This is a genomic window from Polaromonas sp. CG_9.7, assembly GCF_015752205.1.
GTDB lineage: Bacteria > Pseudomonadota > Gammaproteobacteria > Burkholderiales > Burkholderiaceae_C > Polaromonas.
Window position 1 is genome coordinate 111,068 of sequence record NZ_JADOVG010000006.1, and the last position, 25,135, is coordinate 136,202.

The following is a 25,135-nucleotide window of genomic DNA, read 5'->3' on the forward strand; positions in this document are numbered from 1 at the left end:
CAGATGGACAAACTACGCATCAAGGGCGGCAAGTCACTGGCCGGATCGGTTGACATTTCTGGCGCCAAAAACGCGGCATTGCCTGAACTTTGCGCGGCGCTACTGACCGCTGACACGGTCACGCTGCAAAACGTTCCGGGTTTGCAGGACGTGACCACCATGCTCAAGCTGATCCGAAACATGGGCGTCGAGGCAGAGCGCAGCACCACTGTTGCGGGCACCGTCACGCTCAATGCCGGCCCGCTGAGTTCGCCCGAAGCGCCGTACGAGCTGGTCAAGACCATGCGCGCTTCGGTGCTGGCGCTGGGGCCGTTGCTGGCGCGCTTTGGCGAGGCCACGGTGTCGCTGCCGGGCGGCTGCGCCATCGGCTCGCGGCCAGTGGACCAGCACATCAAGGGTCTGCAGTCCATGGGCGCCGAGATCACCGTTGAGCACGGCTACATGCTGGCCAAATTGCCCAAAGGTCAGACGCGCCTGAAGGGCGCCAGCCTAACGACCGACATGGTCACCGTCACCGGAACCGAGAATTTCCTGATGGCTGCGACGCTGGCAGAGGGTGAAACCATTCTTGAAAACGCCGCGCAGGAGCCGGAGATCGGCGACCTGGCCGAGATGCTGATCAAGATGGGCGCCAACATTGAAGGCCATGGCACGCGCCGCATCCGCATCCAGGGCGTCGAGCGCCTGCACGGCTGCACGCACCAGGTGGTGGCCGACCGCATCGAGACCGGCACCTTTTTATGCGCCGTGGCGGCGGCGGGTGGCGATGTCGTCTTGAGGCATGGCCGCGCCGACCACCTCGAAGCGGTGATTGAAAAACTGCGCGAAGCCGGCGCGACCATCACGGCAGGCGACGGTTTCATCCGTATCCAGGCCAGCGGCCGCATGAAGGCGCAGTCGTTTCGCACCACCGAATACCCGGGTTTCCCGACCGACATGCAGGCGCAGTTCATGGCGCTCAACGCCATCGCGCAGGGCACCAGCACGGTGACCGAGACGATTTTTGAGAACCGTTTCATGCACGTCAATGAAATGGTGCGTCTGGGCGCGAAGATCCAGATCGAAGGCAAGGTCTGCGTCGTTGAAGGCGTTGAAAAATTTTCGGGCGCCACGGTCATGGCCACCGACCTGCGCGCCTCGGCCAGTCTGGTGATTGCCGGTCTGGTCGCCAGCGGTGAGACCGTTGTCGAACGCATCTACCACCTCGACCGGGGCTATGACCAGATGGAAGCCAAACTGCGCGGCATTGGCGCCGACATTGAACGGATGAAAGCATGATCACGCTCGCCCTCTCCAAAGGCCGCATTTTTGACGACATCCTGCCGCTTCTCAAGACCGCCGGCATCGCGGTGCTCGACGACCCGGAAAAGTCCCGCAAGCTGATTTTGGACACCAACCAGCCAGACCTGCGGGTGGTGCTGGTACGCGCCACGGACGTGCCGACCTATGTGCAGTACGGCGGTGCCGATATCGGCGTCGTTGGCAAGGACACGCTGCTCGAATCGGGCAGCCAGGGCCTGTACCAGCCGCTGGACCTGCAGATTGCCAAATGCCGCATCAGCGTGGCAGTGCGCGACGGCTTTGACTACGCTGCTGCTGTCAAGCAGGGCTCGCGGCTGAAAGTGGCGACAAAGTACGTGGAAATTTCGCGCAGCTTTTTTGCCAGCAAGGGCGTTCACGTTGATTTGGTCAAGCTTTACGGCAGCATGGAACTGGCGCCGCTCACAGGCCTTGCCGACGCCATCGTTGACTTGGTGTCCACTGGCAACACGCTCAAGGCCAACCATTTGATCGAGGTTGAACGCATCATGGACATCAGCTCGCATCTGGTGGTCAACCAGACCGCCCTCAAGCTCAAGCAGGCGCCTATCCGCAAGCTGATTGATGCGCTTTCCCGGGCGGTTTGCGCCTGACATGTTTTTGTTTTCATTATCAGGAATGCTATGAATTTAGTAGCTAGTCCCGCCCGACTGTCGTGCGCTGATGCCACTTTTGAGTCTCAATTCAAGGACCGGCTGCATTGGTCGGCTGATACCGATGCGCAAATCGAGCAGCGGGTGGCCGACATCCTGGCCGATGTACAGCAGCGCGGAGATGCGGCGGTGCTGGAATACACGGCACGCTTTGACGGCCTGAGCGTCGGCGCGATGGCCGAACTCGAACTCACACAGGCTGAACTCAAGGCGGCGTTCGATGCGATTCCCGCTGCCCAGCGGGACGCGCTGCAAGCTGCCGCCCGGCGCGTCCGGACTTATCACGAGGCGCAGAAAAAAGCCAGTGGCGAAAGCTGGAGTTACCGCGACGAAGACGGCACGCTGCTGGGCCAGAAAGTCACGCCGCTGGACCGTGTCGGCATCTACGTGCCGGGCGGCAAGGCAGCGTATCCGTCGTCGGTATTGATGAACGCCATTCCCGCCCATGTGGCCGGGGTTGGCGAGATCATCATGGTCGTGCCTACGCCCAAAGGTGAAAAAAATGCGCTGGTGCTGGCCGCCGCCTACGTCGCCGGCGTGACCCGCGCCTTCACCATCGGCGGCGCGCAGGCGGTGGCCGCGCTGGCCTACGGCACGGCAACCGTGCCCAAGGTGGACAAGATCACCGGCCCCGGCAATGCCTATGTTGCCAGCGCCAAGAAACGCGTGTTTGGCACGGTTGGCATTGACATGATTGCCGGACCTTCTGAAATCCTGGTGCTGGCCGACGGCACGACGCCCGCCGACTGGGTGGCCATGGACCTGTTCAGCCAGGCCGAGCACGACGAACTGGCACAAAGCATTTTGCTGTGCCCCGACGCCGCCTATATCGATGCCGTACAGGAAGCTATCAACCGCCTGCTGCCCACCATGCCGCGTGCCGAGATCATCGCCAAGTCACTGACCGACCGGGGGGCCCTGATCCTGACCCGCAGCATGGAAGAGGCCTGTGAAATTTCCAACCGCATCGCGCCAGAGCACCTGGAAATATCGAGCAGCGACCCGCACCGCTGGGAGCCGCTGCTTCGCCATGCCGGGGCGATTTTTCTGGGCGCCTACACCAGCGAAAGCCTGGGCGACTACTGCGCCGGCCCGAACCATGTGCTGCCGACCAGCGGCACGGCGCGCTTCTCCAGCCCGCTGGGGGTTTACGACTTCCAGAAGCGCTCCAGCCTGATCGAGGTCAGTGAAGCCGGCGCGCAAGTGCTCGGCCCGATTGCCGCCGAACTCGCCTATGGCGAAGGCCTGCAGGCGCATGCCCGCGCCGCCGAATTGCGCCTGAATACTGTGCCTGATATGAGAAAACCCAAGCCATGACCGTGCCTGATTCCACCCTCGATCCGAAACTGAAAAAACTGATTCGCCAGGATGTGCAGTCGATGCACGCCTACGCGATTCAGGATTCCGCCGGCATGGTCAAGCTCGACGCCATGGAAAATCCGCACCGCTTGCCCGCCGCCCTGCAGGCACATCTGGGGCAACGACTGGGTGCGCTGGCGCTGAACCGCTACCCGGACGGCCGTGTCAACGACCTGCGCCGCGCGCTGGCCGACTATGCACAAATGCCCGAGGGCTTCGACATCATGCTGGGCAATGGTTCGGACGAACTGATCGCGCTGCTGGCAATGGCGTGCGACGTGCCCGGCGGGTCGGTGCTGGCGCCGTTGCCCGGTTTCGTGATGTACGCCATGAGCGCGCAGCTGCAGGGCCTGAAGTTCATCGGCGTCGATCTGACGCCCGACTTCGAGCTCGACGAAGCCGCGATGCTGGCCGCCATTGCCGAACACAAGCCGTCCATCACCTACCTGGCCTATCCGAACAACCCCACGGCCAACCTGTGGGACGACGCGGTGATTGAAAAAATCATCGAAGCCGTCGGCGCGCAGGGCGGCCTGGTGGTGATGGATGAGGCCTACCAGCCATTTGCCAGCAAGAGCTATGCAGACCGCATGCCGCGGCACGGCCATGTGCTCCTGATGCGCACCCTGAGCAAGTTCGGCCTGGCTGGCGTTCGCCTCGGCTACATGATCGGTCCAAAAGCGCTGATTGCCGAAATCGACAAGGTGCGCCCGCCCTACAACATCAGCGTGCTGAACTACGAATGCGCGCTGTTTGCGCTCGAACACCGGGATGTGTTTGAGGCCCAGGCGCAGGAACTGATTGCACAGCGCGCTTTTCTGTTCGACACGCTTGCCGCCTTGCCGGGCGTCAAGGCCTGGCCTAGCCACGCCAACATGATTTTGATCCGCGTACCTGACGCGGCACGCACCTTCGACGGCTTGCGAAAGCGTAAGGTGCTGGTCAAGAATATTTCTAAAATGCATTCTTTGCTGGCCAACTGCCTGCGCCTGACTGTCGGCACCGCCGAAGAAAACGCGCAACTGCTGGCCGCGCTTGAAAACTCCTTATGACTAATTCCACCACCGATTCCTTGCCTGTACCGCGCACCGCCGAGGTCTCGCGCGACACCGCCGAAACCAAAATCACCGTCAAGGTCAACCTGGACGGCACCGGCAAGGCTGCGCTGTCAACGGGCATCGGTTTTTTTGACCACATGCTCGACCAGATCGCCCGCCACGGGCTGATTGATCTCGACATCCATGCCGTGGGCGACCTGCACATCGACGGCCACCACACCGTCGAAGACGTCGGCATCACGCTCGGCCAGGCCGTGGCGCAAGCTGTGGGCGACAAAAAAGGCCTGCGCCGTTACGGCCATGCCTATGTGCCGCTTGACGAAGCGCTGTCGCGCGTGGTCATCGACTTTTCGGGCCGTCCCGGGCTGGTGATGAACGTGCCGTTCAAGAGCGGCATGATCGGCACTTTCGACAGCCAGCTGGCCTATGAATTTTTCCAGGGCTTTGTCAACCACGCTTTCGTCACGCTGCACATCGACAACCTGAAAGGCGAAAACGCCCACCACCAGGCTGAGACGGTGTTCAAGGCCTTTGCCCGGGCTCTGCGCATGGCGCTGGAAATCGACCCGCGTTCGATTGGCGTGATTCCTTCGACCAAAGGTTCGCTGTAAACCGAACCTTGTCGCCGTTCGTGCATGTTTAACTGTTTTGCGCAGGCGAAGTCTGCGCTGACAGTTATCAAACCCGTAGCAATTTACTTTTTTCCTTCTGAATGTCCAATTTGAAAACGGTGGCAGTGGTCGATTACGGTTCCGGCAACCTGCGTTCGGTCTCGCAGGCGGTCCGGCATGTGGTGCAGGGCACCGGCTATGAGGTGCGGGTCACGTCCAACCCGCAAGACGTGCTGGATGCCGAGCGCGTCGTGTTGCCTGGACAGGGCGCGATGCACGACTGCATGCTGGCGCTCGAACACTCGGGCATGCTCGGCGCCGTGCTGCATGCCGCTGGCCACAAGCCGCTGTTTGGCGTGTGCGTCGGCATGCAGATGCTGCTCGACAACAGCCACGAGGGGCTGAACGGCGCGCCCACGCCCGGCCTGGGGCTGATCCACGGCGAGGTCGTCAAGTTCGACCTGGCCGGCAAGATCCAGCCTGACGGCAGCCGCTACAAGGTGCCGCAAATGGGCTGGAACCAGGTGTATCAGGCGCATGCTGACAACGGCGCCAAGCCCCATCCGGTCTGGAACGGCGTGCCCGACGCTGCGTATTTCTACTTTGTTCACAGCTTTTACGCCTGTCCGTCTGATAAGCGCCACATCGCAGGCGAAGCAAGCTACGGCGGACGCTTTGCCGCGGCGATAGCGCGCGATAATATTTTTGCCACCCAGTTCCATCCTGAGAAAAGCGCCGACCAAGGGCTGGCGCTGTACCGCAATTTCCTGCACTGGAATCCCTGAACCACTTCGCGCTTTCTCTGATGTGCCCCCAGCCACAGAGAATTTTTCTTCAACCTCGTTAACTGCTTTTCCTTAACCCAACATGCTTCTCATCCCCGCGATTGACCTCAAGGACGGCCACTGTGTCCGTCTGAAACAAGGCGACATGGACCAGTCCACCATTTTCAGCGAAGACCCGGCGGCCATGGCGCGCAACTGGATTGACAAGGGCGCGCGCCGCCTGCACCTGGTGGACCTGAACGGCGCCTTCGCGGGCAAGCCGAAGAACGAGGCGGCGATCAAACGCATTCTGGCCGAGGTGGGCAGCGAAATCGAGGTGCAACTGGGCGGCGGAATCCGCGACCTTGACACCATCGAGCGCTACCTTGATGCCGGCCTGCGCTACGTCATCATCGGCACCGCTGCCGTGAAGAATCCCGGGTTCCTGCAGGATGCGTGCACGGCGTTTGGCGGCCACATCATCGTTGGCCTGGACGCCAGGGAAGGCAAAGTCGCCACCGACGGCTGGAGCAAGCTGACCGGCCACGAGGTGGTTGACCTGGCCAAGAAGTTTCAGGACTACGGCGTCGAATCCATCATCTACACCGACATCGGCCGCGACGGCATGCTCAGCGGCATCAACATGGAAGCCACCGTCAGGCTGGCGAAGGCGTTGACGATTCCGGTGATTGCCTCGGGCGGCCTGTCGAACATGGCCGACATCGAAGCGCTGTGCGCCGTCGAGGACGAGGGCGTGCAGGGCGTGATCTGCGGCCGCTCGATCTACAGCGGCGACCTGGATTTTGAAGCGGCGCAAGCGCGCGCTGACGAGTTGAACGGATGACATGACCCCCACGCTTGCCACTTCGTGTGCTGCGCTGCCCCCCGAGGGGGCTGCTGCGCCTACGGCCCGGCAAAGCCGGTTCCGTGGCCCCTGCTTGCTGCATAGCCATCCCGCACATCCATCGCGCCTTGGTGGCACAAACTGAGCAAAACAATTACCCAATGCTGGCCAAACGCATAATCCCTTGCCTCGATGTAACCGGCGGCCGTGTGGTCAAGGGCGTCAATTTTCTCGAACTTCGCGATGCGGGCGATCCGGTCGAGATTGCGGCCCGTTACAACGAGCAGGGCGCTGACGAACTGACCTTCCTCGACATCACCGCGACCAGCGACGGGCGCGATTTGATCCTGCATATCATCGAGGCCGTGGCCTCGCAGGTGTTCATACCGCTGACGGTGGGCGGCGGGGTGCGCACTGTCGAGGACGTGCGCCGGCTGCTCAACGCTGGAGCCGACAAGACCAGTTTCAACTCGGCCGCGCTGGCCAATCCGCAGGTCATCACCGACGCCTCGGCCAAGTACGGCGCCCAGTGCATCGTCGTGGCAATTGATGCCAAGCGCCGCAGCGATGAGGACGCGCTGTTGCGCGGTGCGGGCTGGGACGTGTACAGCCACGGCGGCCGCAAGAACACCGGGCTGGACGCCGTGGCCTGGGCCGTTGAAATGGCGCAGCGCGGCGCGGGCGAAATTCTGCTGACCAGCATGAACCGCGACGGCACCAAGTCGGGCTTCGACCTCGAACTGACGCGCGCCGTGAGCGACGCCGTCAGCGTGCCGGTGATCGCCTCGGGTGGTGTCGGTACGCTTGACCATCTGGCCGATGGCGTGCAGCAGGGCGGCGCCGATGCAGTGCTGGCCGCCAGCATCTTTCATTACGGCGAATTCACGGTAGGGCAGGCCAAGCGCCACATGGCCAGTCGCGGAATTCCGGTGCGGCTCTGAATTTCAAGCGTTTCAGGCTGTTTGCGCTTGACGGATATGCGCTTGTAGCTATGAAATTAATAGTACCGTTATGCGCTGCATGGACACGCCGGCCGTATCAGGATTGCCTGCCACAATCGCGGACAATACCCTCATGAATTGGTTAGACACAGTCCGTTGGGACGACAAGGGCCTGGTGCCCGTCATTGCGCAGGAAGCCGGCAGCGGCGACGTGCTGATGTTCGCCTGGATGAACCGCGAGGCGCTTGAAAAAACCGCCAAGTTGGGCCAGGCGGTATATTTCAGCCGCTCGCGCGGTCGGCTGTGGCACAAAGGTGAAGAATCCGGGCATTTCCAGGTCGTGCATGAAATCCGTCTGGATTGCGACAACGACGTGGTGTTGATCAGAATTACCCAGCAAGGCCACGAGCCGGGAATCGCTTGCCACACCGGCCGCCACAGCTGCTTTTTCAGCCTTTATCAAAATGGCCAGTGGGTCGCGACCGAGCCGGTCTTGAAAGACCCTGCCAGCATCTATAAATAGCCTGTAATGCACACCCTGAATTCAAACGACACCCTTGAGCGCCTGGCGTCCATCATCGAAAGCCGCAAGCCCTCGCAAGGCGGTGATCCATCGACCAGTTATGTGGCACGCCTGCTGCACAAAGGTCCCGATGCTTTCCTGAAGAAAATCGGCGAGGAAGCCACCGAAACCGTGATGGCTGCCAAGGACATCGATTGCGGCGGCGCCACGCCCGAATTGCAAGGCAAACTGGTCGGCGAAGTGGCCGACCTGTGGTTCCATTCACTGATTGCGCTGGCGCACTATAACCTGCGTCCCGCCGATGTACTGGCCGAACTGGAGCGCCGTGAAGGCACCAGCGGTATCGAGGAAAAGGCACTGCGCAAGGCGCAGCACCGCGAAGCCACCAACGATTGAGGAAGAGAGCCAACCATGCGCGACGACATTGTGACGATAGAGCCCGACGAAGGGCTGAAAACCTGGGGCTGGGTCAGCTATTTGCTGCACCTGGTGGTGGCGGTGGCCGCCGTCTTGCCGGGTGCTCAGGTGTCCATCCTCCTGCTGGTGGTGGCGCTGGTCATTGACCTGGTCAAGCGAGGCGACGCCGCCAACACCTGGCAGGCTTCGCACTTCAGCTGGCGGATCCGGTCCGTGGTCTGGGCCGGCGTGCTGTATTTGCTGACCTCGTGGCTCTGGCTGCTGTTCATCGTGCCCGGCTGGATTGCCTGGGGGCTGATTTCGCTCTGGTTCCTGTACCGAATCGTCAAGGGCATGGTGCGTATGAACGCCAACCGTTCCGTGGAAGCCGCATGAGCCATTCTGACAACTGTATTTTCTGCAAGATCGCCGCTGGCGCCATTCCCAGCCGCAAGGTGTACGAGGACGACGAGGTGTTCGCCTTTCACGACATCAACCCCTGGGCGCCGGTGCATTTCCTGATGATCCCCAAAACGCATATTCCGTCGATGGCACAGCTTGAGCCCGAGCATGCGGCATTGCTGGGTCGCATGATGGTGCTGGCGCCAAAACTGGCAATGGAGCAGGGCTGCAATGCCTACCCGGCGGGCGGTTTTCGCACCGTGATCAACACTGGGGAAGAGGGCGGTCAGGAAGTGCATCATCTGCACATGCATGTGATCGGTGGTCCCCGGCCGTGGCTCAAGGGCTGAGTGCGTCTGGGCAAGGGGCCAGGACGCGGACAGGTGTAATTTTTAAACAACCCTGCAGGCTTGCAGGGTGATCAGCGCTGTCACATGTGGCCTTTAGAATCAGGCTTTGTCGCAAACATGCAGTCCATTGACTGTTTTTAGATTAGGAGATGACTATGGGTGGATTTTCCATATGGCACTGGTTGATCGTGCTGTTGATCGTGGTGATGGTGTTTGGCACCAAAAAACTTCGGAACATGGGCAGTGACCTGGGCGGGGCCGTCAAGGGTTTCAAGGACGGCATGAAGGATGGCAGCCAGTTGCCCGAGGATGAAAAGCCGGAGGCGCCCGCCAGCCAGGTGACCCATGCCCAGGCCAAAGCCACGTCTGAGCGCAACACAGTTGACGTCGAAGCCCGACAAAAGCCCTGATGCATGCCACAACTGTCCCTTTTGCGTGGCCGTTGTCCTGCGGGGCTGAGCTGCCGTGATTGATCTGGGCATCTCCAAAATCGCCCTGATCGGCGCGGTTGCGCTCATCGTCATCGGACCCGAAAAGCTGCCGCGCCTGGCACGCACCGTGGGCATGCTGCTGGGCAAGGCGCAGCGCTATGTGAACGACGTCAAGCAGGAAGTGAACCGTTCCATGGATCTGGACGAGTTCCGGAAAATGAAGGAAACCGTCCAGGATGCGGCCCGCGACGTTGAAAGCTCAATCCGCACCGGTGCAAATGACTTTGAGAAATCGTGGTCTGACACGGCAACATCCACTTCATCCGACACTTTTTCTGGTTTTGAGGTATTTCCCGAATACCGGCACCCTAAAAAGAAGTGGCGGCTCAAGCGCGGCGCCACGCCGCAATGGTTCAAGGCCCGCTCCGGGATTCGCACCAAGGCCCAGTCCGGTGCAGCCCGGGTGGCACGATTTCGTCCGCAGCCCAGCCGCAAGGCATGAAGCATCTCCCTGAATTTTCCTTTGCGCGCAGACCGGCGCAATCCACACAGCGCAAACTTCCTTCATGAGCGATCCCCACTCCACCGGCGGCGACAAACCCGACGAGCTCGCAGGCACCGAGCAGCCTTTCGTCCAGCATCTCATGGAGTTGCGCGACCGGATGTTCAAGGCCGTGATTGCCATCGGCATTGCGGCCGGCATCCTGGCGCTGTTTCCCGGCCCGGGTGCCTTGTATGACCTGATGGCCGCACCGCTGGTGGCCAGTTTGCCCAAGGGCGCGACCCTGATCGCCACCAACGTGGTGTCGCCGTTTGTCGTTCCGATCAAGATTCTCTTCATGGCAGCCTTCATGATTGCGCTGCCCGTGGTGCTTTACCAGGTGTGGGCTTTTATTGCGCCCGGTCTTTATTCGCACGAAAAAAAGCTGGTGATGCCCCTGGTGATTTCCAGCACGTTGCTGTTTTTCATCGGTGTGGCGTTTTCCTACTATGTGGTGTTCGGGCAGGTGTTCAAGTTCATCCAGAGCTTTGCGCCCAAGTCGATCACGGCGGCACCAGACATCGAGGAATACCTGAACTTCGTGCTTGGCATGTTCATGGCCTTCGGACTGGCCTTTGAAGTACCGATCGCTGTCATTTTGCTGGTGCGCATGGGCGTGCTGACGGTTGCCCAACTGCGCGAATACCGTGGTTATTTCTGGGTGGCCGCTGCCATTGGCACCGCACTGGTCACGCCGCCCGATGCCGGCTCGATGATCATGCTGCTGGCGGTGGTAGGCGGGTTGTACGAGGTAGGCATTCTTGCCGCCCAGATGTTCCTCAAAAGCACCAAAGCGCCTGACACCGACACGGAAGTTACAAAATCCTGAAGTCTCAGCGACTCTTGTACAAATAAGATCGTCTGCGCAATACCCATAAGGGTTTATTGCTATCGATTTTATAGTTTCAGATATTCAATGCAAGCCGAACAGGTTCTGGCGTTTGCCAAATGAATCACCAGCGCGCCTTTAGCGCTGCACTCTGGGGCGCTGGCGCTGGGCCGGTGTCACCGAAATATCCACAGGTCCGTCGCCGCGCAGCACTTTCAGCGGTGCAGGCGTGCCCGGCTTGAGCGCAGCAACTGCTGTCAATAACTGACTGACATTGCGCACGGGATGGCCATCGACAGCCATGATCACATCGCCAGGACGGATTCCACCTTGTGCAGCAGGTCCGTTTTGCAACACACCCGTGATGATCACGCCGCCGGCCTTGGCCGCTTCCGGCTTGAGCCTGAAGGCGTCGATCAGTTCGGCATTGAGTTCCTGCGGCTCTACGCCAATCCATCCCCGGGTCACCTGGCCTTCAGTGACGATGCCTTCGAGCACCTGCTTGGCGGTAGACACCGGAATGGCAAAACCAATGCCCATGGAGCCGCCCGAGCGTGAATAGATGGCTGTATTGATGCCCAGAAGGTTGCCGTTGACATCGACCAGCGCACCGCCAGAATTGCCGGGATTGATGGCTGCATCGGTCTGGATAAAATTTTCAAAGGTGTTGATGCCCAACTGGTTACGGCCCAGGGCACTGACGATGCCGCCGGTCACGGTCTGGCCCACGCCAAACGGATTGCCGATAGCCAGCACTGGCTCGCCCACCTGAAGCTCGTCCGAGTTGCCCAGGACAATCACCGGCAGCTTGTCCAGCTCAATCTTGAGGATGGCCAGGTCGGTGTCGGGATCGGTGCCGATCACTTTCGCGCGGGTCTTGCGGGTGTCGTTGAGAACGACCTCGATTTCATCAGCGCCTTCGACCACATGGTTGTTGGTCAGGATGTAGCCACTGCTGCTCATGATCACGCCGCTGCCCAAACCTGCCTGCGCTTCACCCGAGTTCTGGTCGCCAAAGAAAAACCGGAACCAGGGGTCGTTCATTTGCGGATTTTTGACAGCGGCCTTGCTGGTGTTGATGCTGACCACGGCTGCCGAGGCTATTTTTGCTGCCTGCGCAAAGTTACTGACGGAGCCAGTCGAAGTTGTGGAGCGTGGCTGGCTGTTGGCGGGGGCTTCGATCAGTGAAACACCGCCAATCGTGGCGCGTTTGTTCAGCCATTGTGGTTGGAGCGTCGCAACGACGAAATAAGCCGCCACCAAAATAGTGACGGTCTGGGAAAACAGGAGCCAGGTGCGCTTCATGGGACAAAAAAGAGTGGGCTGGTATGAAAAAAAATCAGGTGTGGTCGGTGCAGTCGGCCTGCAGGATGCCAAGCACGTATTGTGCTTTATGCCGGATGTCACCGCGTAGGACGCAAGCCAATGCAAAGCCCTGAACATGGAAAAAAATCCAGAACAAGCGGCAAAATGGTCCTGCCTGAGACAATCCTGTCATGAACACCACGACAAGACAGGAGTTGCTGGCGGCGTTTGACAAACTGCTGCAGCCCGAACGTTTCAAGGACTACGGCCCCAACGGCTTGCAGGTGGAAGGGAAAACCCAGGTGCGCCGGGTGATTTCCGGCGTCACGGCCAGCCGGGCGCTGATCGAAGCGGCCATCGACGCGCAGGCCGACGCCATATTTGTGCACCATGGCCTGTTCTGGCGTGGTCAGGACGGCCGCGTTACAGGCTGGAAGAAGCAGCGGCTCGCGCTGCTGCTGGCACATGACATCAGCTTGTTTGCCTACCACTTGCCGCTGGATGCGCACCCCCAACTGGGCAACAATGCGCAGCTGGGCCTGCGGCTGGGCTTGACGGCCAGCAATTGCTTTGGCGAACAAGACCTGGGATTTCTAGGCGGACGAAGCGACGGTGGCAGTTTTGCCACGGCCAGCGATCTGGCGTTGCATGTTAAAAATACGTTGAAAAGGCCTGTTACCCTGGTGGGAGTTGGGCATGCAGCTATTAAAAAAATAGCTTGGTGCAGCGGCGGGGCGCAAGGCTATTTCGAGCCAGCGATTGCCGCCGGGGCCGACGCCTTCATCACCGGCGAGATTTCCGAACCGCAGGCGCATCTTGCGCGCGAGACGGGCGTGACGTTCATTGCCTGTGGCCACCATGCCTCGGAGCGTTACGGCGCACCGGCACTTGCCTCGCATGTCGCAGCGCAATTCGGCTTGCATCACCAGTTCATTGAGATCGACAACCCTGCATGACCACCCAAACCCGACCTTTCCTCATCACGATGGGCGACGCCGCTGGCATTGGCCCGGAAATCATCGCCAGGGCCTTTGCTCACTCACCACGGGATATGACGGGCTGCGTGGTGGTCGGTGACGTGCCGACGCTGCGCCGCGCTTGCGCCCTTGTGGCCATCGCATGTGGAAGTCCGGCAATGCCGGTAGCCGAACTGGATTCGCTGTCTGACCTGCCTGCCGTGCCGCCGAACTGCATTGGCGTGTTGCAAAAATGCGCGCTGCCTGAATTGGTTTCCTACGGAGAGATCAGCGGCCTGGCTGGCAAAGCCGCTGCGGATTGCATCGTCTGGGCCGCCCGCACCGTGCTGGCGGGCGAGGCTGCCGCCATGATCACAGCGCCAATCCACAAGGAGGCTCTGTCTGCCGCCGGCGGCTGGGCGGCCCGTTTCCCGGGCCATACCGAAATGCTACAGGCCGAAGCTGCGGCGTTTTTGGGCAAACCGGTGAGTGAAGTCCCGGTGCGCATGATGCTGGCCAATGAGGAACTCCGGACGGTTCTGGTGAGCATCCACATGTCGCTCAAAAATTCGATCGACGCCGTGACCTTTGACAACGTGCTGCAGACACTGCGCATTGCGCACCAAGCACTCAAGGCGGCTCTGGGGCACCCGCCACGCATCGCCGTGGCGGGCCTGAATCCGCATGCCGGTGAAGGCGGCTTGTTTGGTTCAGAAGAGCAATTGATCATTGGCCCTGCCATTGCTGCCGCATTGCGCGAAGGTTTGAATGTGCAAGGTCCCTTCGCCCCGGACACAGTTTTCATGCGCGCGCGCAACACCGTCTTGAAGTCGGGCGAGTTTGATGTGGTGGTGGCCATGTACCACGACCAGGGCTTGATTCCCGTCAAATATCTGGGCGTGGAGCAGGGTGTCAACGTCACGCTGGGATTGCCGCTGGTGCGCACAAGTCCGGACCATGGCACGGCTTTCGATATTGCCGGCACCGGCCAGGCAGATGCATCCAGCCTGCTGGCCGCGATACGGATGGCAAGACAGCAAGCTGCCTGGCCAACAATAGAAGGCCGCGTGCTGGAAGCGGAGTCAGCGCTGCGCTTGTCGGTGCGCCAACATGGCGGGAATCATGCTTGACGTTTCAAGCTGTCGCGGATTTCACGCAACAGCACGATGTCTTCCGCCGTTGCTGGCGGAGCGGCGAGCGGACGGGGCTTCCTGAGGCGGTTCATCTGCTTGATCATCATGAAGATGATGAAAGCCAGGATGATGAAGTTCAGCGCCACCGTGATGAAGTTGCCGTAAGCAAAGACGGCCCCGGCCTTCTTTGCTTCGACCAATGAGAGTCCGGCAGCCTGCCCGGCCAGCGCAACATAGTAATTCGAGAAGTCAAGCCCTCCAAAAAGCTTGCTGACCAATGGCATGATCAGATCGCCAACGATGGAATCGACGATTTTTCCAAACGCCCCCCCGATAATCACACCGACGGCCAGGTCCATTACATTGCCCTTGACGGCAAATTCCTTGAATTCCTGCATCATTCCCATAGTTTCACTCCAGTTCCTTCGGGTTGTTGTACGTGCATCTCAGCACAGCTGACGACAAATAATTATGCAGCTTCGGGGTGAATTTCCAAGTTGCTTTGAAGCATTGTTTGCAGCAAACCATGCCAGCCCTTCAATCGCAAACGGGCAGGCCAGGATCGCCGGAAACCGTTGTGAAGCCTTAAAGCATCACTTCCTGCTCCGCTACAATCACGGGTTGATCCCCCACTATTCCTTTTTCAAGCCAGTTCTTGAAGGACTTTCATGACCCAAGCAAGCGTAATAGGCGCGCCACACGGCGCACCTGTTGATAAAGATAAAAGAAACTGGATCGTTGCCACCTGTGCCGTAGGTGGAGCGGGCGTTGCTGCTGTGGCCGTACCGTTTGTCAGCACTTTTCAGCCGTCCGAGCGCGCCAAGGCTACAGGTGCTGCTGTCGAGGTCGATATTTCTGCCTTGAAGCCGGGTGAAAAAATGACCGTGGAGTGGCGCGGAAAACCGGTCTGGATTCTCAAGCGCACGCCTGAGCAACTGGCAACCCTGTCCCAGGTTGACAGCATGCTTGCAGACCCTAACTCTGAACGAAAACTGCCCGAGTGGACGCCCGCATACGCGCGCAACGAAACTCGTTCCATCAAGGCAGACACTTTGGTGGTGGTGGGTATTTGCCCGCATCTAGGCTGTTCACCCTCCGACAAGTTGCAGGCCGGTCCGCAGCCATCGCTGCCCGACGACTGGCATGGCGGCTTCCTGTGCCCTTGCCATGGATCGACGTTCGACCTGGCCGGCCGCGTTTACAAAAACAAGCCTTCACCTGACAACCTCGAAGTGCCTCCCCACATGTACCTGTCGGATGCAAAATTATTGATTGGTGAGGACAAGAAGGCTTGAAGGCCCTCCAACCTTTTATAAAAGACCCTGTCACCTGCGCTTGAAACCCTGCCTTTGCGCACTGTATCAATTCAAGGCCAAAGAAACTCACCGAACCAGGATCAGTCATGGCTGTATTCAAAGAAATTTCCCCAGATGCCCCGCTCGCCGACAAGGCGATGACGTGGGTAGACAATCGTTTTCCCGCCAGCAAGCTCTTCAAAGAGCATATGAGCGAATATTACGCACCGAAGAATTTCAATTTCTGGTACGTCTTCGGTGCACTGGCCTTGCTGGTGCTGGTGATCCAGATCGTCACGGGTATTTTCCTGACGATGAACTACAAGCCCGAAGCATCACTGGCTTTTGGTTCAGTCGAATACATCATGCGCGATGTGCCTTGGGGCTGGCTGATCCGCTACATGCATTCCACCGGTGCATCGGCATTTTTCGTTGTGGTTTATCTGCACATGTTCCGTGGCCTGATCTACGGCAGCTACCGCAAGCCGCGTGAACTGATCTGGGTGTTCGGCTGCGCGATTTTCCTTGCGCTGATGGCCGAGGCCTTCATGGGCTACCTGCTGCCCTGGGGCCAGATGAGCTATTGGGGCGCCCAAGTCATCGTGAACCTGTTTGCCGCCATTCCGTTCATCGGTCCTGACCTGGCCCTGCTGATTCGCGGTGACTATGTGGTGGGCGATGCAACGCTGAACCGCTTTTTTGCTTTCCATGTGATCGCCGTGCCGCTGGTGTTGCTGGGCCTGGTCGTGGCGCACATCATTGCGCTGCATGAAGTTGGCTCCAACAATCCGGACGGTGTCGAGGTCAAGGGTCCTAACGCGCCACGCGATAGCAGCGGTCATCCGCTGGATGCCATTCCCTTTCATCCGTACTACACGGTGCATGATATTTTCGCCGTCAGTCTTTTCCTGATGATTTTCAGCGCGATTATTTTCTTTGCCCCCGAGTTTGGTGGTTATTTCCTGGAGTACAACAACTTCATTCCCGCCGATCCGCTGAAAACGCCACTGCACATCGCGCCGGTCTGGTATTTCACGCCTTACTACTCGATGCTGCGTGCCATCACGAGCGAGATGATGTATGCCTTGATTGCCTGCGTACTTCTGGGTGCCGTTCTGGGTGTGCTGAAGGCCCGGATCGCTGGCTTGTTCAAGGCCGTCATCGTGGGTGCTGCCGTGGCTCTGGTCGGTGCAATGCTGTTGATTGATGCCAAATTCTGGGGTGTCGTGGTCATGGGTGGCGCCGTCATCATCCTGTTTTTCCTGCCATGGCTGGACAACAGTGAAGTCAAATCTATCCGCTACCGTCCAACCTGGAACAAATACCTCTATGGTGTTTTTGTTCTCAACTTCTTTATCCTGGGTTATCTGGGGGTGCAGCCACCTTCCGCTATTGGCGAACGCGTTTCGCAGATCGGAACCCTTTTCTACTTCGGTTTCTTTCTGTTGATGCCTTGGTGGAGTCGCCTGGGAACTTTCAAACGTGTTCCTGACCGTGTTACTTTCGCGGCCCACTGAGAGCAGGAAATTTTGATTATGAAAAAAATAATTTTTGCCCTCATTGCTTCACTGGGTCTACTGACTGGTGCGCAGGCTTCCGAAGGTGGCATGGCCTGGGACAAGGCGCCCAACAAGACAAATGACATGGCTGCCTTGCAAAACGGCGCGAAGCTTTTTGTCAACTACTGCCTGAATTGTCATTCAGCCGCCTTCATGCGCTTTAATCGCTTGAAAGACATCGGCCTGACCGACCAGCAGATCAAGGACAACTTGTTGTTCACGACTGAAAAAGTCGGTGAGACCATGAAGGTGGCGATTGATCCCAAACAAGCCAAGGACTGGTTTGGTGGTACACCACCCGACTTGACCCTGATTGCCCGCTCACGAGCCGGCGCAGGCGGTTCAGGCGCGGACTACCTGTACACGTACATGCGTACTTTCTACCGTGATGAAACCAAGGCAACGGGCTGGAACAATCTGGCTTATCCGAACGTAGCCATGCCGCACGTTCTGTGGGAGCTGCAGGGCATACGCAAGCCCTTGTATGACGAGAAGGAAGAACACGGCCACAAGGTTGCTGTTTTCAAAGGTTGGGAACAGGTCACGCCGGGCTCCATGACCTCTCTGCAATATGACCAGGCCATGGGCGATCTGGTCGGTTATCTTCAGTGGATGGCAGAACCTATTCAAAATACCCGTGTTCGTATTGGTGTGTGGGTGCTGCTGTTTCTGCTTGGTCTGAGCTTTGTGGCATGGCGCCTCAACGCGGCGTTCTGGAAAGACGTCAAATAGTTTTGTGCTGATCAATGCGTTCAGGGCTTGCCCTGGCGGATATTGGCACCTTCGGAGTGGACGGTTCTAAGGTTTGAATCTTAGCCTTCCACTCTTTTGCTTTTAGGAGTTCCGAATCATGATGGTCCTTTATTCAGGTACAACCTGCCCTTTTTCACATCGTTGCCGTTTTGTGTTGTTTGAAAAGGGCATGGATTTTGAAATTCGTGACGTTGACCTGTACAACAAGCCTGAAGACATCAATGTGATGAATCCCTACGGCCAGGTTCCCATTCTGGTCGAGCGCGACCTGATTCTGTATGAGTCGAACATCATCAATGAATATATTGATGAGCGCTTTCCCCATCCGCAGCTGATGCCTGGCGATCCGGTTGATCGCGCACGGGTTCGACTGTTTCTGCTGAATTTTGAAAAAGAACTGTTTGTTCATGTCAGCGCTCTTGAATCACGTGCTTCCAAGGGAAACGAAAAAGCGCTTGAAAAATCACGTGCCCATATTCGTGACCGCCTGACACAACTTGCACCGATTTTTCTGAAGAACAAGTTCATGCTTGGGGACAATTTCTCGATGCTTGACGTGGCGATTGCACCGCTGCTCTGGCGCCTTGACTACTACGGTATCGACCTGTCAAAAAATGCTGCCCCCCTGCTCAAGTATGCGGAACGCATTTTTTCACGACCTGCCTACATTGAGGCACTGACGCCTTCCGAAAAGGTAATGCGCAAGTAACTACCGCATCGAATTTAAAGGAATCAGCACTTGGCCGAATTCATGAATGCTCCTAACGCCACATCAACCCGTCCCTACCTGATTCGTGCCTTGTACGAATGGTGTACCGACAACGGCTTTACGCCTTATGTGGCTGTATCGGTAGACAACACCGTGCAAGTACCGCGTGAGTACGTAAAAGATAATGAGATCGTGCTGAACATCGGTTTTGACGCCACCAGTTCGCTGAGCTTGGGAAATGAGTTCATTGAATTCAAGGCGCGTTTCGGAGGTGCTGCGCGTGAAATTCTGGTACCTATTAGCCATGTGATTGCCATCTATGCTCGTGAAAATGGGCAAGGGATGGCTTTTCCTCTCGAAACAATTTCTCCGGGAGCAACCGATTCTGATGGATCAAAGCCTGCCGCGCCGGTTTTAGAGGTCTTGCAAACTGACAATCCTTCATCGGAAATGCCGGACAACAAAATCATGCAACTTGTGGAAAACATACCAAGTAAAAATACGGGTGGCAAAGGCAAGCCAAAAAATACGGATGCGCCTGAGCCGCCCAAACCGCCAGCACGCCCACGTCCTTCACTCAAGCGCGTGAAGTAGAATACTATTTGTGCCGCTTTAGCTCAGTTGGTAGAGCAACCGCCTTGTAAGCGGTAGGTCGTCAGTTCGATTCCGACAAGCGGCACCATTCAATGGTTCATGCGTAAATGCAGTGTTTGCGAACACCACAAAGTATTTCTTGCTATTTATTAAATAGCACAGCAAAACCCACTTTTCAAATCTCTTTTCAGCACAAACCATCACCGGTTTTTTGCGATCAAAATTTTGAGCCGTATTGACTTGGCCTTCCAGCCTTGGCGCAAAAGGCTCGACTGGATGAGTGGAACCAGTTGTCGGACTTTTGCAGAAGCTGCATTGCCGTTTACCAGAAGACACCAGTTTTCGGCATCAATTGGCCCGGCCTTGACGGACGGCCTCAGAGTCGCCGGAATCAGCGTTTCAATCGCTTTCAATCGTTGATTCGACTCACGAACCAAGTCGGCAAGCCGCGCGAGAGATGGCGAATTGCCGGCTGCCTGATGCAAACTCACTGCGGATTGCAAACGTCTGTGCATTTTCAGTTTTTGATGGAAGTCAACATGGCGGCGTAATTATCATGGATGTCTGTCTCTGGTTTTTTCTACGCCATCGTTTTAAATAGTCACAAACGCTCAGGCTTCGCACAATTTCCCGTTTGCCGATCCGGAAACCGCATTTCTTGGGTGTACATGAAGAGCTGTTTGCCTGTCAGCGCTAAAATCTGCGGTTTGCGCATGGTTGAACTAACCGTTTGTGCCCACAGCTAGGTTCCGTACTCAATAAGGGATTTTGGCCGCATTGCAAGCTCAGGGGAGCAGTCATTCGCGGCTTCGCATTTATGGCTTCCAATATCCTGACAAAAATTTTCGGCAGCCGCAACGACCGGCTGCTCAAGACATACCGCAAAACTGTGGACCAGATCAATACGCTTGAAACGCAGTATGAAAAGCTTGATGACGACCAGTTACGCGCCAAGACGCAGGAGTTCAAGGACCGGGTAGCTGCCGGGGAAGCTCTGGACGCTTTGTTGCCCGAGGCTTTTGCTGTGGTGCGCGAAGGCAGCAAGCGCGTTATGAAGATGCGCCATTTCGATGTCCAGATGCTGGGCGGGATGTCGCTGCACAACGGCAAGATTTCGGAAATGCGTACCGGCGAAGGCAAGACCCTGACCGCCACGCTACCGGTCTACCTCAATGCCCTGACGGGCAAGGGCGTGCATGTGGTCACGGTCAACGACTACCTGGCCAGCCGGGATGCCCGCTGGATGGGCAAGCTGTACAACTTTCTCGGCATGAGTGTCGGCATCAATTTGCCCAACATGTCGCGCCAGGAAAAGCAGGAAGCCTACAACTCCGACATCACCTACGGCACCAACAACGAGTTCGGCTTTGATTACCTGCGCGACAACATGGTGTACGAAGTCGGCGACCGCGTCCAGCGCGGCCTGAACTTTGCGATCGTTGATGAGGTGGACTCCATCTTGATTGACGAGGCGCGTACCCCGCTCATCATCAGCGGCCAGGCCGAAGACCACACCGAGATGTACCTGGCGATCAACAAGGTCGTTCCCTTGCTGACGCGCCAGGAAGGCGAGGCCGATCCGCGAACCGGCGAGGGCGTTACAAAACCTGGCGACTACACGATCGATGAAAAGACCCACCAGGTGTTCCTGACCGAACAGGGCCACGAAAGTGCCGAACAAATCCTGTTTGACCTGGGTTTGATTCCCGAAGGCGCCACGCTTTACGATCCGGCCAATATTTCGTTGATGCACCATTTGTATGCCGCCCTGCGCGGCAACCTGCTGTACCACCGCGATCAGCACTATGTGGTGCAAGAGGGCGAAGTCGTGATCGTGGACGAGTTCACGGGTCGCCTGATGTCGGGTCGTCGCTGGAGCGATGGCCTGCACCAGGCGGTTGAAGCCAAGGAAGGGGTTCAAATCCAGGCTGAAAACCAGACGCTGGCTTCGATCACCTTCCAGAACTATTTCCGTCTGTACAAGACCCTGGCCGGCATGACCGGAACAGCCGACACCGAAGCCTACGAATTTCAGGAGATCTACGGTCTTGAAACCACGGTGATTCCGCCCAACCGCGTGAGCAAGCGTGAAGATCAACTCGACCGCGTTTACAAGACCACGCGCGAGAAATACGAAGCGGCGATCAAGGATATTCGCGAATGCTATGAGCGCGGCCAGCCAGTGCTGGTGGGAACAAGTTCCATCGAAAATTCCGAAATTATTGACCAGCTGCTGTCCAAGGAAAACCTGCCGCACCAGGTCCTCAACGCCAAGCAGCATGCGCGCGAGGCTGACATCGTGGCGCAAGCCGGACGTCCAAAGATGATCACCATTGCCACCAACATGGCAGGGCGCGGCACCGATATCGTGCTGGGTGGCAACCTTGAAAAAATGATGGAACCGGTGGAAGCTGACGAATCACTTGACGCTGCCGCCAAAGAAGCTGAAATTGCCCGCTTGCGCGCCCAGTGGAAGCAGGAGCATGAACAAGTGACAGCGCTGGGCGGTTTGCGCATCATTGCCACCGAGCGGCATGAGTCGCGCCGCATTGACAACCAGCTGCGCGGCCGTTCAGGCCGTCAGGGTGACCCCGGTTCCTCGCGCTTTTACCTCGGGCTGGATGATCCGCTGATGCGTATTTTCGCTGGCGACCGTGTCAAGTCCATCATGGAGCGGCTGAAAATGCCCGATGGCGAAGCGATTGAAGCAGGCATCGTCACGCGCAGCATCGAGTCGGCGCAGCGCAAGGTCGAGGCGCGCAATTTCGATATTCGCAAGCAGTTGCTTGAATACGACGACGTGTCCAACGACCAGCGCAAGGTGATCTACCAGCAGCGCAACGACATCATGGACGCCAGCGACCTGCAGCCGCAAATCGCGTCGCTGCGCGAAGGCTGCTTCACCGACCTGGCGCGGCAGTACGTGCCGGTGGAAAGCGTCGAAGAGCAATGGGACGTGGCAGGGCTGGAAAAAACGCTGCGCGAAGATTGGCATGTCGAGCTGGATCTGCGCAAGGAAATCGAGGCCGCCACAGCCATCACCGACGAGGAGGTGCTGGAGAAGGTCAACGCCGCTGCCGAAGCCGCCTTTGCCGACAAGCTGGAAAAAGTTGGCGCGGAAAACTTCACGCAGTTCGAACGTGTCGTGCTGCTGCAAAGCATCGACAGCCACTGGCGTGAGCACCTGAGCGCGCTGGACTATCTGCGCCAGGGCATTCACCTGCGTGGCTATGCCCAGAAGCAGCCCAAGCAGGAATACAAGCGCGAGGCCTTTGAGTTGTTCGGGCAACTTCTGGACAGCGTGAAGAACGAGGTCACCAAGACCTTGATGACCGTCCAGGTCCAGTCCAATGAGCAACTTGAGCAAGCGGCTGAAGCGCTTGAAAGCCGGGGTGGGAACATCATCAATGTGACCTACACCGAGCCGACTGAAACGGGCGAAACGCAAACCAGGGTTGACGAGGCGACGCGCCGGCAGCAGGCCATTCCTGCTTCGTCCATGCCGCGTGTGGGCCGCAACGATCCATGCCCGTGCGGTTCTGGAAAAAAGTACAAGCTTTGTCATGGCAAGCTGACCTGATTCGCCCAGCAGCCTGATCTTTTAGGGGCGCTCGCGGCGTCCCAACCCTGTTTTACCGGAGTCAATCTCATGCCTGTCAACCTGATGGCCACACCCGCCGCTGACCTCCATGCCGTGCCGGGTGTGCGCTGGGGCATTGCCGAAGCCGGCATCCGCAAGGCCCATCGCAAGGACCTGGCTGTGCTGCTGCTCGATGAAGGCGCTTCGGTCGGCGCGGTGTTTACCCAAAACCGGTTTTGCGCCGCGCCGGTGCAAATCTGCCGCCAGCATCTGGCCGCCCAGGCGGGCCGGAGCCACGGCATCCGGGCCATGCTGATCAACACCGGTAACGCCAACGCAGGGACCGGCCAGGACGGTCTGGTTCGCGCCCAGTCCACCTGCATTGAACTGGCCCGCGCTCTGAACCTGTCGCCAGAGCAGATCCTGCCGTTTTCAACCGGCGTCATCATGGAGCCCCTGCCGCATGACCGGATTGCGGCCGGAATTCCTGCCGCGCTGGCTGATGCCAAAGCAGACAACTGGGCGAATGCCGCCGAAGCCATCATGACCACCGACACGGTGCCCAAGGCGTTTTCAACCCGTGTCAACCTGGGCGGCGCCACGGTCACCATCACCGGTATCAGCAAGGGTGCGGGCATGATTCGCCCGAACATGGCGACGATGCTGGGTTTTCTGGCCACCGATGCCTGTGTGTCGCAAGGCTTGATGGCGCAACTGGCCAGTGAACTGGCCGAAGCCTCTTTCAACCGCATCACGATTGACGGCGATACCTCGACCAATGACTCCTTCGTGGTGATTGCCAGCAACCAGGCGGTGCATGCGCCTGTGACGTCGCTGGAAAGTGCCGACGGCCAGGCCTTGCGTTCGGCCATGATGGGCATTGCGCAGCAGCTCGCGCAAGCCATCGTGCGCGACGGCGAAGGGGCGACCAAGTTCATCACCGTCCGGGTCGAAGGCGGCAAGACCGGCGAGGAATGCCGACAGGTGGGCTATGCCATCGCCCATTCGCCGCTGGTCAAGACGGCATTTTTTGCCAGCGATCCCAATCTGGGGCGCATTCTGGCCGCCGTAGGCTATGCCGGTATCGCCGACCTGGACCCGACGCACATCGACCTCTACCTGGACGATGTGCTGGTGGCCAAAAATGGCGGCCGGCATGCGGACTACGTCGAAGCCGATGGCCAGCGCGTGATGAAGCAAGCCGAGATCGCCGTGCGTGTCGTGCTCGGCCGGGGTGCGGCTGCCGACACGATCTGGACCTGTGACCTGTCCTACGACTACGTCAAGATCAACGCGGATTACCGCAGCTAAACAATCAGGTGATTGCGCATGAATGAACAGTTTGAACGCCTGATGGTGCGTGTCGAGTCGCTGATGGCGCGCATCGAATCTGTCTTGCCGCAACCCCTGGGCGCGCCCGACTGGAGTGCCTCCGTGGCCTACCGCTACCGCAAGCGCGGTTCCGGCCATGCTTCGCTGGAACCGGTTCGGCACCTGGGCACGCTGCAGTTGACTGATTTAAAGGAAATCGAAGACCAGAAAGACAAGATCCGCCGCAATACCGAGCAGTTCGTCAACGGCAAGCCGGCCAACAATGTCTTGCTGACAGGCTCGCGCGGAACCGGAAAATCGTCTTTGATCAAGGCTTGCCTGAATGAATATTCGGCTCTGGGCTTGCGGCTGATTGAGGTGGACAAGGCCGACCTGACCGATCTGCCCGACATTGTTGACGTGGTGTCCGGCCTGCCCGAGAAGTTCATCGTCTTTTGTGACGACCTCAGCTTTGAAGAAGGCGAGCCGGGCTACAAGGCACTCAAGTCCATTCTTGACGGCTCTATTGCCGCAGCCACGCCAAATGTGCTGATCTATGCCACCAGCAACCGCCGCCATCTATTGCCCGAGTACATGATGGAGAACCTGACCTACACCCACACCGAGGACGGCGAAGTGCATCCCGGCGAGGTCGTGGAGGAAAAGATTTCCCTTTCCGAGCGTTTTGGCCTGTGGGTCAGTTTTTACCCCTTCAGCCAGGACGAATACCTGACCATCGTGGCGCAGTGGCTGTCGTCGTTTGGCGTGGGCGCTGAAGCCATTGCCGCGGCACGCCCGGCTTCGCTGGTCTGGGCGCTGGAACGCGGCTCGCGCAGCGGGCGCGTGGCCTACCAGTTTGCGCGCGACTACGCCGGCCAGCATGCGGCCACGATTGGGTGACTGACGTACTGGTGGCGG

The 25,135-nt window shown here is 58.5% G+C and carries 28 protein-coding genes and 1 tRNA gene; 26 read left to right on the forward strand and 3 right to left on the reverse strand.

What is annotated here, in order from left to right:
• Window positions 1-3: 3 nt before the first annotated feature.
• From murA to tatC, 15 genes are all read left to right on the forward strand, one after another.
• Complete coding sequence (gene murA / locus IWX87_RS08115; RefSeq protein ID WP_196863027.1) at window positions 4-1,278, forward strand: UDP-N-acetylglucosamine 1-carboxyvinyltransferase; 1,275 nt, start codon at window positions 4-6, stop codon at window positions 1,276-1,278.
• Entirely contained in the window at window positions 1,275-1,913 is a 639-nt protein-coding gene (gene hisG, locus IWX87_RS08120) for an ATP phosphoribosyltransferase (protein ID WP_196863028.1), read from the forward strand. The genes murA and hisG overlap by 4 nt, the downstream gene beginning before the upstream one ends.
• Before the next feature lie 30 nt (window positions 1,914-1,943).
• Complete coding sequence (gene hisD, locus IWX87_RS08125; protein ID WP_196863029.1) at window positions 1,944-3,290, forward strand: histidinol dehydrogenase; 1,347 nt, start codon at window positions 1,944-1,946, stop codon at window positions 3,288-3,290.
• On the forward strand, window positions 3,287-4,384 hold the full coding sequence (hisC, locus tag IWX87_RS08130; protein ID WP_196863030.1) for a histidinol-phosphate transaminase: 1,098 nt from the start codon (window positions 3,287-3,289) through the stop codon (window positions 4,382-4,384). Before hisD ends, hisC begins: the two co-directional genes overlap by 4 nt.
• Window positions 4,381-5,001 carry an imidazoleglycerol-phosphate dehydratase HisB gene (gene hisB / locus IWX87_RS08135; RefSeq protein WP_196863031.1) on the forward strand — a complete coding sequence of 207 codons (621 nt, stop codon included), beginning with the start codon at window positions 4,381-4,383 and terminating at the stop codon, window positions 4,999-5,001. Before hisC ends, hisB begins: the two co-directional genes overlap by 4 nt.
• A gap of 101 nt (window positions 5,002-5,102) precedes the next feature.
• Window positions 5,103-5,786, forward strand: coding sequence for an imidazole glycerol phosphate synthase subunit HisH (gene hisH, locus IWX87_RS08140; protein ID WP_196863032.1), 684 nt, complete (start codon window positions 5,103-5,105; stop codon window positions 5,784-5,786).
• 82 nt (window positions 5,787-5,868) lie between these two features.
• Window positions 5,869-6,609 carry a 1-(5-phosphoribosyl)-5-[(5-phosphoribosylamino)methylideneamino]imidazole-4-carboxamide isomerase gene (hisA, locus tag IWX87_RS08145; RefSeq protein ID WP_196863033.1) on the forward strand — a complete coding sequence of 247 codons (741 nt, stop codon included), beginning with the start codon at window positions 5,869-5,871 and terminating at the stop codon, window positions 6,607-6,609.
• 161 nt (window positions 6,610-6,770) lie between these two features.
• Window positions 6,771-7,550, forward strand: coding sequence for an imidazole glycerol phosphate synthase subunit HisF (gene hisF / locus IWX87_RS08150; protein ID WP_196863034.1), 780 nt, complete (start codon window positions 6,771-6,773; stop codon window positions 7,548-7,550).
• Between the two features lie 133 nt (window positions 7,551-7,683).
• A complete protein-coding gene (gene hisI / locus IWX87_RS08155) occupies window positions 7,684-8,073 on the forward strand; it encodes a phosphoribosyl-AMP cyclohydrolase (RefSeq protein WP_196863035.1) in 390 nt (129 codons plus the stop codon).
• A 6-nt stretch (window positions 8,074-8,079) separates the two neighbouring features.
• On the forward strand, window positions 8,080-8,469 hold the full coding sequence (locus IWX87_RS08160) for a phosphoribosyl-ATP diphosphatase (protein WP_196863036.1): 390 nt from the start codon (window positions 8,080-8,082) through the stop codon (window positions 8,467-8,469).
• Window positions 8,470-8,484: 15 nt separating this feature from the next.
• Window positions 8,485-8,865 (forward strand): hypothetical protein, encoded by a 381-nt coding sequence (locus IWX87_RS08165; RefSeq protein ID WP_196863037.1) that lies wholly within the window; start codon window positions 8,485-8,487, stop codon window positions 8,863-8,865.
• Window positions 8,862-9,221 carry a histidine triad nucleotide-binding protein gene (locus tag IWX87_RS08170; protein WP_196863038.1) on the forward strand — a complete coding sequence of 120 codons (360 nt, stop codon included), beginning with the start codon at window positions 8,862-8,864 and terminating at the stop codon, window positions 9,219-9,221. Before IWX87_RS08165 ends, IWX87_RS08170 begins: the two co-directional genes overlap by 4 nt.
• 155 nt (window positions 9,222-9,376) lie before the next feature.
• The gene (gene tatA / locus IWX87_RS08175; protein WP_196863039.1) at window positions 9,377-9,631 is read left to right on the forward strand and encodes a Sec-independent protein translocase subunit TatA; all 255 of its coding nucleotides are present in this window, start codon (window positions 9,377-9,379) and stop codon (window positions 9,629-9,631) included.
• A gap of 55 nt (window positions 9,632-9,686) precedes the next feature.
• Window positions 9,687-10,154, forward strand: a complete 468-nt coding sequence (gene tatB, locus IWX87_RS08180) for a Sec-independent protein translocase protein TatB (RefSeq protein ID WP_196863040.1) — start codon at window positions 9,687-9,689, stop codon at window positions 10,152-10,154.
• Window positions 10,155-10,218: 64 nt separating this feature from the next.
• A complete protein-coding gene (gene tatC / locus IWX87_RS08185; RefSeq protein WP_196863041.1) occupies window positions 10,219-11,022 on the forward strand; it encodes a twin-arginine translocase subunit TatC in 804 nt (267 codons plus the stop codon).
• 138 nt (window positions 11,023-11,160) lie between these two features.
• Here the strand turns inward: tatC and IWX87_RS08190 are convergent, their stop codons facing one another.
• Entirely contained in the window at window positions 11,161-12,327 is a 1,167-nt protein-coding gene (locus IWX87_RS08190; protein WP_196863042.1) for a S1C family serine protease, read from the reverse strand.
• 191 nt (window positions 12,328-12,518) lie between these two features.
• Between IWX87_RS08190 and IWX87_RS08195 the strand changes: the two genes are divergently transcribed.
• The gene (locus IWX87_RS08195; protein WP_196863043.1) at window positions 12,519-13,283 is read left to right on the forward strand and encodes a Nif3-like dinuclear metal center hexameric protein; all 765 of its coding nucleotides are present in this window, start codon (window positions 12,519-12,521) and stop codon (window positions 13,281-13,283) included.
• Complete coding sequence (pdxA, locus tag IWX87_RS08200) at window positions 13,280-14,413, forward strand: 4-hydroxythreonine-4-phosphate dehydrogenase PdxA (RefSeq protein WP_196863044.1); 1,134 nt, start codon at window positions 13,280-13,282, stop codon at window positions 14,411-14,413. The genes IWX87_RS08195 and pdxA overlap by 4 nt, the downstream gene beginning before the upstream one ends.
• Here pdxA and mscL read toward each other — a convergent pair.
• A complete protein-coding gene (gene mscL, locus IWX87_RS08205; protein ID WP_196863045.1) occupies window positions 14,404-14,823 on the reverse strand; it encodes a large conductance mechanosensitive channel protein MscL in 420 nt (139 codons plus the stop codon). The two genes, pdxA and mscL, sit on opposite strands and share 10 nt — an antisense overlap.
• A gap of 261 nt (window positions 14,824-15,084) precedes the next feature.
• Here mscL and petA point away from each other — a divergent pair, with 261 nt between their 5' ends.
• The 6 genes from petA to IWX87_RS08235 all read left to right on the forward strand — a co-directional run bounded on the left by petA (window position 15,085) and on the right by IWX87_RS08235 (window position 19,414).
• A complete protein-coding gene (gene petA / locus IWX87_RS08210; RefSeq protein ID WP_196863046.1) occupies window positions 15,085-15,711 on the forward strand; it encodes a ubiquinol-cytochrome c reductase iron-sulfur subunit in 627 nt (208 codons plus the stop codon).
• Between the two features lie 107 nt (window positions 15,712-15,818).
• On the forward strand, window positions 15,819-17,228 hold the full coding sequence (locus tag IWX87_RS08215; protein ID WP_196863047.1) for a cytochrome bc complex cytochrome b subunit: 1,410 nt from the start codon (window positions 15,819-15,821) through the stop codon (window positions 17,226-17,228).
• A gap of 18 nt (window positions 17,229-17,246) precedes the next feature.
• Window positions 17,247-18,002, forward strand: a complete 756-nt coding sequence (locus IWX87_RS08220; protein WP_196863048.1) for a cytochrome c1 — start codon at window positions 17,247-17,249, stop codon at window positions 18,000-18,002.
• A 118-nt stretch (window positions 18,003-18,120) separates the two neighbouring features.
• Window positions 18,121-18,732, forward strand: coding sequence for a glutathione S-transferase N-terminal domain-containing protein (locus IWX87_RS08225; protein WP_036806026.1), 612 nt, complete (start codon window positions 18,121-18,123; stop codon window positions 18,730-18,732).
• A gap of 42 nt (window positions 18,733-18,774) precedes the next feature.
• A complete protein-coding gene (locus IWX87_RS08230; RefSeq protein ID WP_196863116.1) occupies window positions 18,775-19,326 on the forward strand; it encodes a ClpXP protease specificity-enhancing factor in 552 nt (183 codons plus the stop codon).
• A 12-nt stretch (window positions 19,327-19,338) separates the two neighbouring features.
• Window positions 19,339-19,414 (forward strand) — tRNA-Thr (locus tag IWX87_RS08235).
• 112 nt (window positions 19,415-19,526) lie between these two features.
• Here the strand turns inward: IWX87_RS08235 and IWX87_RS08240 are convergent.
• Complete coding sequence (locus tag IWX87_RS08240; RefSeq protein WP_196863049.1) at window positions 19,527-19,841, reverse strand: hypothetical protein; 315 nt, start codon at window positions 19,839-19,841, stop codon at window positions 19,527-19,529.
• A 302-nt stretch (window positions 19,842-20,143) separates the two neighbouring features.
• Between IWX87_RS08240 and secA the strand changes: the two genes are divergently transcribed.
• The 3 genes from secA (at window position 20,144) to IWX87_RS08255 (ending at window position 25,117) form a co-directional block, all read left to right on the forward strand.
• Window positions 20,144-22,906: a preprotein translocase subunit SecA gene (gene secA, locus IWX87_RS08245; RefSeq protein ID WP_196863050.1), complete on the forward strand. Its 2,763-nt coding sequence runs from the start codon at window positions 20,144-20,146 to the stop codon at window positions 22,904-22,906.
• 69 nt (window positions 22,907-22,975) lie between these two features.
• Window positions 22,976-24,217 (forward strand): bifunctional glutamate N-acetyltransferase/amino-acid acetyltransferase ArgJ, encoded by a 1,242-nt coding sequence (argJ, locus tag IWX87_RS08250; RefSeq protein ID WP_196863051.1) that lies wholly within the window; start codon window positions 22,976-22,978, stop codon window positions 24,215-24,217.
• An 18-nt stretch (window positions 24,218-24,235) separates the two neighbouring features.
• The gene (locus tag IWX87_RS08255; RefSeq protein ID WP_196863052.1) at window positions 24,236-25,117 is read left to right on the forward strand and encodes an ATP-binding protein; all 882 of its coding nucleotides are present in this window, start codon (window positions 24,236-24,238) and stop codon (window positions 25,115-25,117) included.
• Window positions 25,118-25,135 lie beyond the last annotated feature (18 nt).